The 13,943-nt window shown below is 71.6% G+C and carries 17 protein-coding genes, 1 pseudogene and 1 riboswitch; of the genes and pseudogenes, 8 read left to right on the top strand and 10 right to left on the bottom strand.

Features of this window, described 5'->3' with window-relative positions:
- Nucleotides 1-4 precede the first annotated feature (4 nt).
- On the bottom strand, nucleotides 5-592 hold the full coding sequence (locus AB0J33_RS27370) for an ECF transporter S component (protein ID WP_363617337.1): 588 nt from the start codon (nucleotides 590-592) through the stop codon (nucleotides 5-7).
- A gap of 75 nt (nucleotides 593-667) precedes the next feature.
- Nucleotides 668-772: riboswitch (TPP riboswitch) on the bottom strand.
- Nucleotides 773-878: 106 nt separating this feature from the next.
- On the opposite strand from AB0J33_RS27370, the gene AB0J33_RS27365 reads away from it, so the two are divergent.
- The 4 genes from AB0J33_RS27365 (at nucleotide 879) to AB0J33_RS27350 (ending at nucleotide 5,251) form a co-directional block, all read left to right on the top strand.
- On the top strand, nucleotides 879-1,727 hold the full coding sequence (locus AB0J33_RS27365; protein WP_363617335.1) for an alpha/beta fold hydrolase: 849 nt from the start codon (nucleotides 879-881) through the stop codon (nucleotides 1,725-1,727).
- Between the two features lie 34 nt (nucleotides 1,728-1,761).
- A complete protein-coding gene (locus tag AB0J33_RS27360) occupies nucleotides 1,762-2,511 on the top strand; it encodes an SIS domain-containing protein (RefSeq protein ID WP_363617333.1) in 750 nt (249 codons plus the stop codon).
- 135 nt (nucleotides 2,512-2,646) lie between these two features.
- Nucleotides 2,647-3,150 (top strand): DUF6328 family protein, encoded by a 504-nt coding sequence (locus AB0J33_RS27355; RefSeq protein WP_363617331.1) that lies wholly within the window; start codon nucleotides 2,647-2,649, stop codon nucleotides 3,148-3,150.
- A gap of 178 nt (nucleotides 3,151-3,328) precedes the next feature.
- Nucleotides 3,329-5,251: an acyl-CoA dehydrogenase family protein gene (locus AB0J33_RS27350; protein WP_363617481.1), complete on the top strand. Its 1,923-nt coding sequence runs from the start codon at nucleotides 3,329-3,331 to the stop codon at nucleotides 5,249-5,251.
- Nucleotides 5,252-5,379: 128 nt separating this feature from the next.
- On the opposite strand, the gene AB0J33_RS27345 is transcribed toward AB0J33_RS27350, so the two are convergent.
- The 8 genes from AB0J33_RS27345 to AB0J33_RS27310 all read right to left on the bottom strand — a co-directional run bounded on the left by AB0J33_RS27345 (nucleotide 5,380) and on the right by AB0J33_RS27310 (nucleotide 10,109).
- Nucleotides 5,380-5,547 carry a hypothetical protein gene (locus tag AB0J33_RS27345; protein ID WP_179780499.1) on the bottom strand — a complete coding sequence of 56 codons (168 nt, stop codon included), beginning with the start codon at nucleotides 5,545-5,547 and terminating at the stop codon, nucleotides 5,380-5,382.
- 265 nt (nucleotides 5,548-5,812) lie between these two features.
- Nucleotides 5,813-6,421 (bottom strand): hypothetical protein, encoded by a 609-nt coding sequence (locus AB0J33_RS27340; RefSeq protein WP_363617329.1) that lies wholly within the window; start codon nucleotides 6,419-6,421, stop codon nucleotides 5,813-5,815.
- A gap of 61 nt (nucleotides 6,422-6,482) precedes the next feature.
- Complete coding sequence (locus tag AB0J33_RS27335) at nucleotides 6,483-6,881, bottom strand: Fur family transcriptional regulator (RefSeq protein WP_363617327.1); 399 nt, start codon at nucleotides 6,879-6,881, stop codon at nucleotides 6,483-6,485.
- Nucleotides 6,878-7,177, bottom strand: a complete 300-nt coding sequence (locus AB0J33_RS27330; RefSeq protein WP_030338189.1) for a metalloregulator ArsR/SmtB family transcription factor — start codon at nucleotides 7,175-7,177, stop codon at nucleotides 6,878-6,880. Before AB0J33_RS27330 ends, AB0J33_RS27335 begins: the two co-directional genes overlap by 4 nt.
- Nucleotides 7,178-7,220: 43 nt before the next feature.
- Nucleotides 7,221-8,087 (bottom strand): metal ABC transporter permease, encoded by an 867-nt coding sequence (locus AB0J33_RS27325; protein WP_363617325.1) that lies wholly within the window; start codon nucleotides 8,085-8,087, stop codon nucleotides 7,221-7,223.
- Nucleotides 8,088-8,091: 4 nt separating this feature from the next.
- Nucleotides 8,092-8,853: a metal ABC transporter ATP-binding protein gene (locus tag AB0J33_RS27320; protein ID WP_363617323.1), complete on the bottom strand. Its 762-nt coding sequence runs from the start codon at nucleotides 8,851-8,853 to the stop codon at nucleotides 8,092-8,094.
- Entirely contained in the window at nucleotides 8,850-9,797 is a 948-nt protein-coding gene (locus tag AB0J33_RS27315; RefSeq protein ID WP_363617321.1) for a metal ABC transporter substrate-binding protein, read from the bottom strand. The genes AB0J33_RS27320 and AB0J33_RS27315 overlap by 4 nt, the downstream gene beginning before the upstream one ends.
- A 54-nt stretch (nucleotides 9,798-9,851) precedes the next feature.
- On the bottom strand, nucleotides 9,852-10,109 hold the full coding sequence (locus AB0J33_RS27310; RefSeq protein WP_357936188.1) for a hypothetical protein: 258 nt from the start codon (nucleotides 10,107-10,109) through the stop codon (nucleotides 9,852-9,854).
- 29 nt (nucleotides 10,110-10,138) lie between these two features.
- Here AB0J33_RS27310 and AB0J33_RS27305 point away from each other — a divergent pair, with 29 nt between their 5' ends.
- The 4 genes from AB0J33_RS27305 (at nucleotide 10,139) to dusB (ending at nucleotide 13,715) form a co-directional block, all read left to right on the top strand.
- Complete coding sequence (locus AB0J33_RS27305; RefSeq protein ID WP_363617318.1) at nucleotides 10,139-10,480, top strand: antibiotic biosynthesis monooxygenase; 342 nt, start codon at nucleotides 10,139-10,141, stop codon at nucleotides 10,478-10,480.
- A 24-nt stretch (nucleotides 10,481-10,504) separates the two neighbouring features.
- On the top strand, nucleotides 10,505-10,984 hold the full coding sequence (locus AB0J33_RS27300) for a hypothetical protein (RefSeq protein ID WP_363617316.1): 480 nt from the start codon (nucleotides 10,505-10,507) through the stop codon (nucleotides 10,982-10,984).
- Nucleotides 10,985-11,098: 114 nt separating this feature from the next.
- Complete coding sequence (locus AB0J33_RS27295) at nucleotides 11,099-12,478, top strand: glycine--tRNA ligase (RefSeq protein WP_203150767.1); 1,380 nt, start codon at nucleotides 11,099-11,101, stop codon at nucleotides 12,476-12,478.
- Between the two features lie 64 nt (nucleotides 12,479-12,542).
- Nucleotides 12,543-13,715: a tRNA dihydrouridine synthase DusB gene (dusB, locus tag AB0J33_RS27290; RefSeq protein WP_363617314.1), complete on the top strand. Its 1,173-nt coding sequence runs from the start codon at nucleotides 12,543-12,545 to the stop codon at nucleotides 13,713-13,715.
- A gap of 144 nt (nucleotides 13,716-13,859) precedes the next feature.
- Here dusB and AB0J33_RS27285 read toward each other — a convergent pair.
- A pseudogene (locus AB0J33_RS27285) lies at nucleotides 13,860-13,943 on the bottom strand (phytochelatin synthase); the annotation flags it as partial.

Raw genomic sequence — 13,943 nt, 5'->3', positions numbered from 1 at the left:
GGGGTCAGATCAGGGCTCGGTTGCGGCCTACCGGGAAGCGGTCCAGGACGCCGGTGTTGGCCAGGGCCTGGGTCAGCAGCCAGCCACCGACGCCGGCGATCACGGTGGCGCTGACGATGGTGAGCAGCGCGTACGGGATGCGGTAGTCGGTCAGCTCGTAGTCGACGTTCCAGACGAAGAAGTCGAACAGCGCGGCGCTGAGGCCGGTCAGCGCGCCGGCGAACACGGCGGTCGGCAGCCGGAAGGACCGGTACCGGAAGGCGGCGAAGGCCAGCTCGGCGCCGATGCCCTGCACGATGCCCTGCGGGATCACCGTGCCGGCCCACTGGCTGCCCAGCAGCGCGGAGAGGACCGCGGCCACCGTCTCGCAGTAGAGCGCGGCGCCGGGCTTGCGGATGACCAGCCCGCCGATCACCGCAGGCATCAACCAGACGCCGTAGAGCAGCGTCTGTGCCGGTGGAAAGAAGGCGAACGCGCCCTCGGTGGCGCTCCAGACCAGGCCCCAGGCCCAGAAGATGACGCCGAAGGCGACCGCGATCACCGAGGCGACCACGATGTCGATGGTGCGCCAACGGTTGGTGGTGTTGTCCATGGTTTGCTCCCAGTTCAAGTGAAGAGAACCAGGAGAAGACGCACGCCGCGTCCGGTGGCACCGGACTGCGGCGCGGCTGGAGGTCGACCGAACTCCCTGCGCTGGCATTACCCAGATCAGGTTCGAGGGTCTGCGGGCGTGCCCGCACTCTCAGCGCTGTGCGCTCCCCTGTCGGATATGAAGTTGTCTCGCTGACGCTAGCACCGGTCAGGGTCGTGGGCCCAGCAGGCATTCGCCTGACCTGCGGGAGCGACCGGCCGGCCGCCGGCTGGGTACGCTTCCGATCATGCGGGTTGACGCGCGAGGCTTCACGTTCGAGGTGACCGTCGACGGTCCGCCGGACGGCGTACCCGTCCTGCTGCTGCACGGTTTTCCGCAACACAGCGGCGAGTGGGACGACGTGGTGCCGACGCTGCACCAGGCCGGGCTGCGCACGTACGCGTTGGACCAGCGCGGCTACTCGCCCGGCGCCCGGCCCACGGCGGTGGCCGACTACCGGATCCCCGAGCTCGTCGCCGACGTGGTGGCGGTGCTCGACGCGCTCGGGCTGGACGCCGTGCACCTGGTCGGCCACGACTGGGGCGCGATCGTGGCCTGGGCGGTCGCCGCCCGGCACCCCGAGCGGGTCCACACCCTGACCGCGGTGTCCGTACCGCACCCGGCGGCCATGGCGCACGCCCTGGCCACCGACGGCCAACAGAAGGCCCGCTCGTCGTACATCGCGCTGTTCCGCAAGCCGGACAAGGCGGAGAAGGTCCTGCTGGCGTGGCACGCCACCGCGCTGCGCAAGCTGCTCGGCGGGGTGGGCGACACCTCCCGGGTGAACCGGTACGCCGACCCGATGCGCGAGCCGGGCGCGCTCACCGCCGCGCTGAACTGGTACCGGGCGATGTCCCGCGCCGACCTGGCCGGCGTCGGTCCGGTCGCGGTGCCCACCACGTACGTCTGGAGTGACCGGGACGTCGCCATCGGTCGGACCGCCGCCGAGGCGTGCGCGGCGAACGTCACCGGGGACTACCGCTTCGTGCAACTGCCCGGGGTGAGTCACTGGATCCCGGACGCGGCGCCCGGCCCGCTCGCCGAGGCGATCCTGGCCCGAGCCGGCGGAACGGCCCGAGCCGGCGGAACGGCCTGAGCGGCGGTGGACGCCAACGAACGACGGAGGACGTATGACAGTGAGTGCCGAGGACTACCTGGCCGTGGTGACCGAAACGATCGGCCGGGTGGCCGCCAGCCAGCGGGAGGCGGTGGGCCGGGCCGCTGACCTGATCGCCGAGGCCGTACGCGCCGACGGGGTGGTGCACGCGTTCGGCACCGGACACTCGGAGGCCCTCGCCATGGAGATCGCCGGCCGGGCGGGCGGTCTGGTGCCGACCAACCGGATCGCGCTGCGCGACCTGGTGCTGCTCGGCGGCGAACCGGCCGAGCGGCTCGGCCCGCTGCTGGAACGGGACCCGGAGGTCGCGCACCGCCTCTACGAGCTGGCTCCGGTGCGACCCACCGACGTCTTCGTGCTCGCCTCGAACTCCGGGGTCAACGGCGCGATGGTGGAGTTCGCCACGCTGGTCAAGGAGCGTGGCCACGGCCTGGTGGCGATCACCTCGGCGCGGCACTCCGGCCGGATGGCCTCCCGGCACCCGTCCGGGCGCAAGCTGAGCGACATCGCCGACGTGGTGCTCGACAACGGCGCGCCGTACGGCGACGCGACGCTGCCGCTGCCCGGCGGCGGCGCGGTCGGCGCGGTCTCCTCGATCACCGCGGCGCTGCTGGCCCAGCAGATCACCGTGGAGGTGGTGGCCCGGCTGCTGGCGGCGGGGGAGCGGCCCCCGGTCTACCTGTCGGCGAACATTCCGGACGGCGACGCGCACAACAACGAGCTGGAGGCCCGGTACGCGGGTCGGATCCGACGCGGTTCCTGACGTCGGGCGGCCGACTTGCGTCGCCGAGATGAACGGCAGGTGTCGTGAACCTGTTTCGCGCTCGGCCGGGTGGGGCATTGGCGTTGCTGCCGGCGGCCGGGACCGCCGGCAGTAGCGTCTCACCGGAGGTAGCGCGTGTCCAAGGAGACCGAGAAGCAGCGCTGGCAGCGCAACTTCGCCGACCTGCTACAGGAGTTGCGGGTCGCGCAGACCGGCGTGCAGATCCTCTTCGCCTTCCTGCTCACCCTGCCGTTCAGTAACGGGTTCACCCAGACCACGGAGTTCCAGCGCGACGTCTACATCGTGGCGTTGCTCGCGGCGGCAGCCGCCACCGCGATGATCATCTCACCGGTGGCGTTCCACCGGGCGCTGTTCCGGCAGGGACGCAAGCCGGAGCTGGTCCGCTTCGCGCACCGGATGGCCACCGGCGGCCTCGCCTTCATGCTGATCGCGATGGTCAGCGCGGTGCTGCTGATCACCGATTTCGTGCTGGACCGGCCGATCGCCTTCGTGCTCAGTGCCCTGACCGGGCTCTGGTTCCTCACCTTCTGGATGCTCCTGCCGTTCGCCCGCCGCAACTGGGGCGAGGACGACATCGACGACGATGACGACGACCCGGACACCATCCACGGTCGCTGACCGCGCGGATCTTCACGCAGCGCTACCCCTGGGTAACAACCGGGGGTAGCGTGGCGGTAGTCGCGCACGTCGAGCAGCCGCACCGAGCTTCGAGGGGGCAGCCGTGACCACGACGCAGAACGGCCGACCGGCACCGGACGACCCCGACTCCGACACCACCACGGGTGCCGCCGCGGCACTGCCCGCCGAGGCCGGGCAGGTCTCGGAGAAGGAGGCCCGGCAGGTCGCCGAGGCCGCTCGCCAGTCCACCTGGGACCGACCCAGCTTCGGCAAGGAGCTGTTCCTCGGCCGGTTCCGGCTCGACCTGATCGACCCGTGGCCCCGATCCGATCCGGACGACGTGGCACGCGCGGAGGAGTTCCTCGGTCGGTTCCGCGCCTTCCTGACCTCCGAGGTGGACGGCGCCGCCATCGAACACGACGCGTCCATACCCGACTCGGTGTTCCACGGCCTGGCCGACCTCGGCGCGTTCGGCATGAAAATCGATCGGAAGTACGGCGGTCTCGGGCTGAGCAACCTGCACTACTGCCGGGCACTGATGCTGGCCGGTTCGGCCAGCCCGGCCATCGGCGCGCTGCTCTCGGCGCACCAGTCGATCGGGGTGCCGCAGCCACTGAAGATGTTCGGCACCGCCGAGCAGAAGCAACGCTTCCTGCCCCGGCTCGCCGCCGGCGAGGTGTCCGCGTTCCTGCTCACCGAGCCGGATGTCGGCTCCGACCCGGCCCGGCTGGCCACCATCGCCGAGCCGACCGAGGACGGCACCGGTTACCGGCTCAACGGGGTGAAACTCTGGGCCACCAACGGCATCGTGGCCACCCTGCTGGTGGTGATGGCCCGGGTGCCGGCCACCGAGGGACGTCGGGGCGGGATCACCGCGTTCGTGGTGGACGGCGACAGCGCGGGCATCACCGTCGAGCGGCGCAACGAGTTCATCGGCCTGCGCGGCCTGGAAAACAGCCTGACCCGGTTCCACGACGTGTTCGTCCCCGCCGAGAACGTCATCGGCGGCGAGGGCAAGGGGCTGAAGATCGCCCTGACCACACTGAACACCGGCCGGCTCTCGTTGCCGGCCATGTGCGTGGGCGCCGGAAAGTGGGCGTTGAACGTGGCCCGGGGGTGGGCCGCCGACCGGGTCCAGTGGGGCCGACCGGTGGGCGAGCACGAGGCGGTCGCCCAGAAACTCTCCTTCATCGCCGCCACCACCTACGGCATGGAGACCATGCTCGACCTCTGCTGCCTGCTCGCCGACGACGACCGCAACGACATCCGGATCGAAGCGGCACTGGTCAAGCTGTACGCCAGCGAGATGGCCTGGAAGATCGCCGACGAGCTGATCCAGATCCGGGGCGGGCGCGGCTACGAGACGGCCGACTCCCTGGCCGCCCGCGGCGAACGCCCGGCCGCGGTCGAGCAGATGCTACGCGACCTGCGGATCAACCGGATCTTCGAAGGTTCCACCGAGATCATGCACCTGCTGATCGCCCGGGAGGCGGTCGACGCCCACCTGTCGGTCGCCGGCGACATCATCGACCCGGACGCGGGGCTGGGCCGCAAGGCACGAGCCGGCGCGCGGGCGGGCGCCTTCTACGCGAAGTGGCTGCCCACCCTCGCCGTGGGCCGGGGGCAGCACCCCTCGGCGTACGCCGAGTTCGGGCCACTCGCCGCGCACCTGCGGCAGGTGGAGCGCTCGTCGCGCAAGCTGGCCCGGTCGACGTTCTACGCGATGTCCCGCTGGCAGGGAAAGATGGAGCGTAAGCAGGCGTTCCTCGGCCGCGTGGTGGACATCGGCGCCGAGTTGTTCGCCATGTCCGCGGTCTGCGTGCGGGCCACCGCCGAACGGGACAGCCGCCCGGAGAACGTCGAGTTGGCCGACCTGTTCTGCCGGCAGGCGCGGGTGCGGGTGGATGCCCTGTTCGCCGCCCTGTGGGACAACACCGACTCGGTCGACACCGCCGCCGCGAAGCGCATCCTCGCCGGCCGCCACGCCAGCCTGGAGGAGGGCGTGCTCACCCCGTCCGACGAGCTGCCCTGGGTGGCCCGCTGGTCGCCCGGCCCGTCCACCGCCGAGGACGTCCGCCGCCGCATCCCGCCGAAGCCGTAAACCACGCCGCGCGCTGGTCGCCGTGCGGGCCGGCGGCGTGCGGCGGCGTCGGTCAGGCGGCGCGGCGGCGGTCGGCCTCAGGCGGCGCGGCGGGGGTCGGCCTCAGGCGGCGCGGCGGCGGTCGGCGGTCAGCGGGAGACCGCCCAGGCCAGCACCCCCGCCAGGATCAGGCCGTTGAGACCGGCCAGCGCCAGGTACGCCGCGGGTGGGATCTTCCTGCCCCGGCGTACGAAGGAGACCAGGACGGCGGCGTAGCCGAGCAGCAGGACGGCGATGACGACGAGGAAGTAGAACACCCGACGACTTTAACGACACCCTCGTCGGGCTGGACCTGCGCCCGGCCGAACGGCTGTTCGTCAACCCATCCTGCCGGGCAGCACCCTGGCTCCAGGGCCGCCTCCCGCACCGCGCCCGGGGACGGTGGTCTCGGTGCCCTGCCGGGCGTGTGCTGGTGAGCCATATGCCAGGGAGTCATATTCATGCCTCAGAGGCATATCGCTTACCGGAGTGCCGCTGCCCCGACGGGGGTCACCCAGACGGCGAGCCGGCCGGCGAACGACGTCAGCGGCCCCGGCCGCGCAGGCCGAGTTGGCGCAGCTCCAAGGCGGCCAGGGCGTCGACCGTCGCGTCGTCGCCGCGCCGCCACGCCTCGGCGACGTCCGGGCCGATCCGGGTCAGTTTGCCAAGTGGTTGGGTGGCCAGCGCGCGGAGGGCGAGCAGGTCCCGGCCGGCCGGCCCGACGGCCAACTTCGCCGCCGACCCGGCCCGGCGCATCCAGCGCACCCGCAACGGCAGCCAACCGAAGAGCACCAGGCCGAGCGGGAAGATCAGCACCGCGATGGCGAGGGCGAGGGCCAACTGGTCGACCAGGTGCTGCTGGTCGCGGCCGGCGTCGGCGAGCCCTCGGGCGGCGTCGGCGGCCTGCCGGAACGGCGCGGTCAGCTCGTCACCGACCAGCGGCACCCGGCGGACCTTGCTGCCGGCGTCGGCGAGGTTGTCGGCGAGCCCGCTACCGGCGCCCTCCAACTTCTGCCCCGGTACGGCGAGCTTCTGCACCAGGTCGTGCAGCCACAGCGCGCCGCGGATCGCCGCGTACACCCAGGCGACGACGAGCAGGTCGGTGAGCAACTGACGGGCGGCGGTCGGAAACCGATCGGCATAGATTTTCACGCCGGCCAGCGTGCCACGAACGGACCGGGACCGGCACCCGCCGGATCAGCACGCCCGATTGTCAGCGGACGCAGGTCGGGCAGGTGCCGAAAATCTCCAGAGTGTGGCTGACGTCGGCGTAGCCGTGCTGCGCGGCGACCCGGTCGGCCCAGCTCTCCACGGCCGGGCCGGCCACCTCGACGGTGCGCCCGCAGGCCCGGCAGACCAAATGATGGTGGTGCCCCTCGCTGCACCGGCGGTAGAGGTGCTCGCCGCCCGGCGGGCGCATCACGTCGATCTCGCCCGCGTCGGCCAGGCCCTGGAGGGTGCGGTAGACGGTGGTCAGGCCGACCCGCTCGCCGCGCTGGCGCAGCATCGCGTGCAGGTCCTGAGCGCTGTGGAAGCCCTCCATCTCGCCCAGCAGCGCGCTCACCGCCGAACGCTGCCGGGTGTTGCGCACCGCAGCGCTGCCCTCGCTCATGATCCCTCCCCGGCGTGGCTGACCGCGTCCGCCACGATGTGCGCGACGTGCTCGTCGACCAGGCTGTAGGCGATCTCCCGGCCTCGGCGGGAGCCGCGCACCACGCCCGCGCCGCGCAACACCCGCAGGTGCTGGGAGACCAGGGGTTGCGCCGCGCCGAGCTTCTCCACCAGCTCGTGCACGCACCGTTCGCCGCCGGCCAACTCGCTGACGATGGCCAGCCGGATGGGCGCGGACAGAGCGCGGAGTAACTCGCTGGCCCCGTCGAACCCGTCGTACCCCGTCGCGCTGGTCATTCTGCAACGGTAACCAATACCACCGACGTCCCGCTGATCAGGCTCAGCTCAGCACGACCTCGTGCGGTTCCGGCGTCGGCGCGACGGTCGGCGTCGCCCGGCGGCGCACCACCCGCCAGACACCGCCGGCCACGGCCACCACCAGGAACGAGGCGATCGCCACCAGCACCACCGAGGCGCCCGGCGCGGTGTCCGCGGTGGCCGCCACCCAGACACCCGAGCCGGCGGCGAAGAACCCGAGCGCCATCGCGGCGGCCATCGTGCTGCGGAACCCCCGGGTGACCTGCTGGGCGGTGGCGACCGGCACCACCATCAGCGCGCTGATCAGCAGCACGCCGACGGCCCGCATGGCGATGGTCACGGTGACCGCGGTGGCGACCGCGATCAGCAGGTTCAGCGTGCGGACCGGGAGGCCGGAGACCCGGGCGTACTCCTCGTCGTGACTGACCGCGAACAGCGCCGGCCGCAACGCGATCATCGTGACCAGGATCGCCGCGCCGAGCACCGCGATGGTGGTCAGGTCGGCGGGCGAGATGGTGGTCAGCGACCCGAACAGGTACGCGTTGAGGTTCGCGCTGGTCGCGTCGGAGAGACCAACCAGGAGTACGCCGCCGGCGATGCCGCCGTAGAAGAGCAGGGCCAGGGCCAGATCACCGGAGGTACGCCCACGAGAGCGGACGATCTCGATGGCGACCGCGCCGATGGTGGCGGCGATCACCGCGACCAGCACCGGCGAGCGGTTGAGCAGCAGCCCCGCCCCGACGCCGGTCAGCGCCACGTGCCCGACACCGTCGCCGATCAACGCCAGCCGGCGTTGCACCAGGTAGATGCCGAGCGCCGGCGCGGCCAGGCCGATCACCAGCGCGCCGATCAGGGCGCGCTGCATGTAGGGGTACTGGAAGAGTTCCATGGGGTCAGTTGCTCCACAGCCCGGCGGGCTCGTCGTAGCAGTGCGGATGCACGTGGTCGTGGTCGGGCTCCGCGTGGTGGCCGGCCGGGTCCGGCACCGCGCCGTCGTGCGCGATGCGACCCTCGTGTACGACAACAGCCCGGCTGATCACCGGTCGCAGCGGCCCCAGCTCGTGGGCGACCAGCAGCACCGTCCCGCCGTCGGCGACGAAGTCGCGAAGCGCGCCGGCGAACGCCTCCTGGCTGGCCGCGTCCACCCCGGCGGTGGGCTCGTCGAGCACCAGCAGCTCCGGCTGGCCGGCAAGGGCGCGGGCGATCAGGGTGCGCTGCTGCTGACCACCGGAGAGCGTGGACACCGGGTCACCGGCCCGGTCGGCGAGCCCGACCGCGCCCAGTGCGGCGTCGACGGCGGCCCGGTCGGCCCGACCCGGCGGACGCAGCACTCCCCGACGGGCCAGCCGGCCGGAGGCCACCACCTCACGGACGGTGGCCGGTACGCCGCCGCCGGCGCCCAGGCGCTGCGGGACGTACCCGATGCGGGCCCACTGCCGGAAACGGCGCAACGGCCGGTCGAAGAGGGTGACCGTGCCGGCGCTGATCGGCACCAGCCCGAGCACGGCGCGGATCAGGGTGGACTTGCCGGAACCGTTGGCGCCGAGAATCGCGACCACCTCGCCAGCGGTCACGGTGAGCGAGATGTCCCGGAGCACGGGGCGGCCGTCGTAGCCGACCACCCCGTGCTCGACGGTGATGACAGGTGTGGTCACGAGCAGCTCAAGGCCGTCTGCAGGGTCTGCAGGTTGGTACGCATCACCGAAAGGTAGTCCCCGTCGCTGCCGGCGGCGAGCCCTTCGATCGGGTCGAGCACGGCGGTCTTCGCGCCGACCTGACCGGCGATGGTCTCGGCGACCTTCGGACTGACCAGGGTCTCGAAGAAGATCGTGCTGGCCCGGTGCTCCTTCGCCTCCTCGATCACGTGCGCGAGGCGCTGCGGCGAGGGCTCGACGTCCGGGCTCAGCCCGGTGATGCCGACCTGCTCCAACTGGTAGCGGTCGGCGAGGTAGCCGAACGCGGCGTGGCTGGTCACGATCTCCCGCCGCTGGCAGGTCGCCAGACCGTTCCTGAACTCGCCGTCCAGCGTCGTCAGGTCGGTGCGCAGGGTGGCGGCGCGGGCGGTGTAGTCGGCGGCGTGGTCCGGGTCGGCCTTGCCGAGCCGCTGGGCGAGCTGGTCGCCGATGCCGGCGAGCCGGGTCGGGTCGAGCCAGACGTGCGGGTCCTTGCCGGCGTTGCCGCCCTCGGTGTGCCCCTCCTCGCCCTCGTGGTTGTGCCCGCCCGCGGACGCGTCCAACAGCGGTTGCACGCTGGTCACGTCGAACGCCCGGTCGCCGCCGTTCTGGGCGACGGCGTCGTCCACCGCCGGTTGGAAACCCTTGAGGTAGACGATCAGCTCCGCGTCGCTGACCTGACCGACCTGGCTCGGGTTGAGCTCCAGGTCGTGCGGCTCGGCACCGGGCTTGGCCAGGTTGGTCACCCGGACCGCGTCGCCGCCGATCCGCTCGGCCAGGAACTGGAGGGGGTAGAACGCGGCCACCACGTCGACTCGTTGCGGGTCGGCGCCGGCGGCGCCGCCGGTGGAGCAGCCGGCCCCGGCACCCAGGGCGAGGAGGGCGGTCGCGGCGGCCAGGACACGGTACGTGGTGCGGTTGGTCATGTCCTCAACTGTCCGTGGCAACGATAATGATTGTCAAAAACGCATGATTGCATGTCAGAGCAGCTTCGCGAGGCCCACCGTCACCAGCAGGGTCAGCATCAGCAGACGGATCAGCCGAGTCTGCGGCGCCTGAACCGCCCAGGTCGTCGCCAACAGGGCGATCAGCGCCGCGGCGAGCGCGAGCGTCAGCAGCCCGCCGATCACCCCCGGCGTGAAGAACGCCACCAGCACCACCACCAGGGTGAGCAAGAACACCGACGTCGGGTTCGCCCCGGCCAACCGGGCGAGCAGAGGGCGCTGCGTACGCTGCATCCCACAGACTCTACGAGGAGGAACCCCCGGTGCTGGTGACCAACCGGTTCGTGGTCGACGTCGATGCCGCCGACGGCTTCACCGAACGGGCGCACGCCGCCCTCACCGCGCTGGCCGCCCGCCCCGGCTACCTGCGCGGTCAACTGGTCCGGGCACTCGACGACCCCCGGCACTGGTCGCTGGTCACCGAATGGGAGTCGGTCGGGACCTACCGGCGGGCCCTGGGCGCCTTCGAGGTCAAGGTCAGCGCCGTACCGCTGCTCGCCGAGTCGGTGGACGAACCCTCCGCCTACGAGGCGCTGGCCACCGCCGCCCCCGGCGGGGCCGTGGTCATCGCCGAGAGTGATCGGGCTGCGGGTCCTTACCGCTGAGCGGTGGGACACTACGCTGCTCCTATGACCGCACCCGCCCCGCCGCCCGGTCCCGGGGTGGCGCCGCCGTTCGCCGCGCCCCCCACCGAGGGCCGCCGGACCCGGCTCTGGATCGGCCTCGGCGTCGGCGCGCTCGCCGTGGCGCTCTGCTGCGGTGGAGGCGGTGCCGCCGTCGTCGGCCTGGCCGTCAGCGGGGTTCAGGCGATCCGGGAGCAGGCCCACACCGTGACCGGTGACTACTACCAGGCGCTGGTCGAGCGAAACTACGGGCGCGCGTACGACCAGCTCTGCGACGACGCGCAGCGGCGCGAGTCCCGGCCGGAGTTCGAGCGGCGCGCCGCCGCCGAACCGCAGATCGCCGCGTTCCAGGTGGGTGAGGTGGACACCACCAACCTGACCGTGCCGGTCGACGTGACCCTCGACGGCGGTGACCGGGAACGGCAGCAGGTCAGCCTCGGCCAGGACGGGCAGACCGGCGGCGTGGAGGTCTGCGGGGTCAGCTGACCCGTCCCCGGTATTCTGCTGGGCTCGGGGGGACGGTGGTCGTACCGTTGTCCCGAACCTACCGTTCCATCCACATCTCGCCCCCGCCGACCGCCAGCCGGCGTAGGAGGAAACATGCCAGCCGACCGTATCGACGCCGTCGTCAGCCTCGCCAAGCGCCGAGGCTTCGTCTTCCCCTCCAGTGAGATCTACGGGGGCACCCGATCGGCGTGGGACTACGGCCCGCTCGGCGTGGAGCTCAAGGAGAACGTCCGCCGGCAGTGGTGGAAGACCATGGTCCAGCAGCGCGACGACGTCGTCGGCCTGGACTCCGCGGTGATCCTGGCCCGCAAGGTGTGGGAGGCGTCCGGCCACATCGCCGAGTTCGTCGACCCGCTCACCGAGTGCCAGTTCTGCCACAAGCGGTTCCGGGCCGACCACCTGGAAGAGGCGTACGCCGAGAAGCACGGCAAGCCACTGACCTCGCTCGCCGAGCTGAACTGCCCCAACTGCGGCAACAAGGGCACCTTCACCGAGCCGAAGATGTTCAACGGTCTGATGAAGACCTACCTGGGCCCGGTGGAGAGCGACGAGGGGCTGCACTACCTGCGCCCGGAGACCGCGCAGGGCATCTTCGTCAACTACAAGAACGTCGAGACGGTCGCCCGCAAGAAGCCGCCGTTCGGCATCGCGCAGACCGGCAAGTCGTTCCGCAACGAGATCACCCCGGGCAACTTCATCTTCCGGACCCGTGAGTTCGAGCAGATGGAGATGGAGTTCTTCGTCGAGCCGGGCACCGACGAGCAGTGGCACGAGTACTGGCTTCAGGAGCGCTGGAACTGGTACCTCGACCTCGGCCTGTCGGCGGACAACCTGCGCCTCTACGAGCACCCCAAGGAGAAGCTCTCGCACTACTCGAAGCGGACGGTGGACATCGAGTACCGGTTCCAGTTCGGCGGCACCGAGTTCGCCGAGCTGGAGGGGGTCGCCAACCGCACCGACTTCGACCTCTCCACGCACAGCAAGCACTCCGGCGTCGACCTGTCGTACTTCGACCAGAGCAAGAGTGAGCGCTGGATGCCGTACGTCATCGAGCCGGCCGCGGGTCTGACCCGCGCGGTGCTCGCCTTCCTGCTGGAGGCGTACGACGAGGACGAGGCGCCGAACACCAAGGGCGGCGTGGACAAGCGCACCGTGATGCGGTTCGACCCGCGACTCGCCCCGGTCAAGGTGGCGGTGCTGCCGCTGTCCCGCAACGAGGCGCTGTCGCCCAAGGCCAAGGACCTCGCGACGCTGCTGCGCAAGCGCTGGGTGGTGGAGTTCGACGACTCGCAGGCCATCGGCCGCCGCTACCGCCGGCAGGACGAGATCGGCACCCCGTTCTGCGTGACGGTCGACTTCGACACCCTTGACGACAACGCCGTGACGGTGCGCAACCGGGACACCATGGCCCAGGAGCGAGTCTCCCTCGACCAGGTCGAGCGGTACCTGATCGAGCGTCTCCCCGGCTGCTGAGACTCCGCGCACGGGGCCTCGGCCGACGCGATCAGCGCCGGTCGGGGCCCCGTACACTTGTCCGGTGACTGCCTCGACCGTGCCCGCGCTGCGCCCGCTGACTCTCGGCCAGCACCAGGTGTGGCCGCCGGTCGTGCTCGCGCCGATGGCCGGGATCACCAACATCGGGTTCCGTCGGCTCTGCCGCGAGCAGGGCGGCGGCATCTACGTCTGCGAGATGATCACCACTCGGGCGCTTGTCGAGCGCAACCCGAAGACGCTGCGCATGATCGCGTTCGGCGACGACGAGAGGCCGCGCAGCCTCCAGCTCTACGGCACCGATCCGGAGATCACCGCCGCCGCCGTGCGGATCGTCGTCGAGCGCGACCTGGCCGATCACATCGACCTCAACTTCGGTTGCCCCGTACCCAAGGTCACCCGGCGCGGCGGTGGCGCGGCGCTGCCGTGGCGGCGCCGGCTCTTCGCGCGACTGGTGCGGGCCGCGGTGGCCGCCGCGGCACCGTCCGGGGTGCCGGTCACGGTCAAGATGCGCAAGGGCATCGACGACGACCACCTGACGTACGTCGAAGCCGGGCTCGCCGCCCAGGAGGCCGGCGTGGCCGCGGTGGCCCTGCACGGGCGCACGGCGTCGCAGCGCTACTCGGGCACCGCCGACTGGGACGCGATCGCCACCCTGAAGCAGGCCCTCGACGTGCCGGTGCTCGGCAACGGCGACATCTGGGAGGCCGACGACGCGCTGCGGATGGTGGCCCACACCGGCGTCGACGGCGTGGTCATCGGGCGCGGCTGCCTGGGTCGACCGTGGCTCTTCGCCGACCTGGAGGCCGCCTTCAACGGTCGCCCGGAGCGACGACTGCCCACCCTCGGCGAGGTGGCGGTGACCATGCGCCGGCACGCCGAGCTGCTGGTCGACCAGTTCACGGCCGGTGCCCGCAACCCGGCCCGAGGCGAACGCGACGGCTGCACCGACTTCCGCAAGCACGTCGCCTGGTACCTCAAGGGCTTCCCCGTCGGGGGCGAGCTGCGTCGCTCGCTGGCGATGATCGAAAGCCTGGCCCAGCTCGACGACCTGCTCGGCAAGCTCGACCCGACGGAGCCGTTCCCGCTGACCGCCCTCGGTCAGCCACGCGGGCGGACCAACTCGCCGGGCAAGGTCTTTCTGCCGGACGGCTGGCTCGCCAGCCGCGACGACGACACGGTCCCCGAGGGTGCCGAGATGGACGACTCCGGCGGCTGAGCCCCGGGTCGACCGACTGCCGGGCCAGGCGGTCGCCGCGAAGATGTTGCTGACCTGGGCATGACGAAGGGCCGGGCCCCGTGGTGGGGGTCCGGCCCTTCGGCTCGTGCTGGTGTGCTGTTGTGCTGGTGTACGGGTCGCGGGTCAGCTGGTGGCGTAGCCGCGGGTGGCGATCCAGTCGGCGAGGTGCTCGACGGTGACCTCGTAGGAGGCGGTGTTCGGGTCGGC

Origin of the sequence: Micromonospora sp. NPDC049645, assembly GCF_040675155.1 — a bacterium.
Taxonomy (GTDB): Bacteria; Actinomycetota; Actinomycetes; order Mycobacteriales; family Micromonosporaceae; genus Micromonospora.
The sequence above is the reverse complement of the archived record's forward strand: the minus strand, read 5'-3'. Positions and strand labels throughout refer to the sequence as shown.

Bases quoted from the DNA above. Each gene is read 5' to 3' on its own strand.
- AB0J33_RS27370 (WP_363617337.1), bottom strand. From the start codon at position 592: ATGGACAACACCACCAACCGTTGGCGCACCATCGACATCGTGGTCGCC.
- AB0J33_RS27365 (WP_363617335.1), top strand. From the start codon at position 879: ATGCGGGTTGACGCGCGAGGCTTCACGTTCGAGGTGACCGTCGACGGT.
- AB0J33_RS27360 (WP_363617333.1), top strand. From the start codon at position 1,762: ATGACAGTGAGTGCCGAGGACTACCTGGCCGTGGTGACCGAAACGATC.
- AB0J33_RS27335 (WP_363617327.1), bottom strand. From the start codon at position 6,881: ATGAGCGAGGGCAGCGCTGCGGTGCGCAACACCCGGCAGCGTTCGGCG.
- AB0J33_RS27330 (WP_030338189.1), bottom strand. From the start codon at position 7,177: ATGACCAGCGCGACGGGGTACGACGGGTTCGACGGGGCCAGCGAGTTA.
- AB0J33_RS27325 (WP_363617325.1), bottom strand. From the start codon at position 8,087: ATGGAACTCTTCCAGTACCCCTACATGCAGCGCGCCCTGATCGGCGCG.
- AB0J33_RS27315 (WP_363617321.1), bottom strand. From the start codon at position 9,797: ATGACCAACCGCACCACGTACCGTGTCCTGGCCGCCGCGACCGCCCTC.
- AB0J33_RS27310 (WP_357936188.1), bottom strand. From the start codon at position 10,109: ATGCAGCGTACGCAGCGCCCTCTGCTCGCCCGGTTGGCCGGGGCGAAC.
- AB0J33_RS27300 (WP_363617316.1), top strand. From the start codon at position 10,505: ATGACCGCACCCGCCCCGCCGCCCGGTCCCGGGGTGGCGCCGCCGTTC.
- AB0J33_RS27295 (WP_203150767.1), top strand. From the start codon at position 11,099: ATGCCAGCCGACCGTATCGACGCCGTCGTCAGCCTCGCCAAGCGCCGA.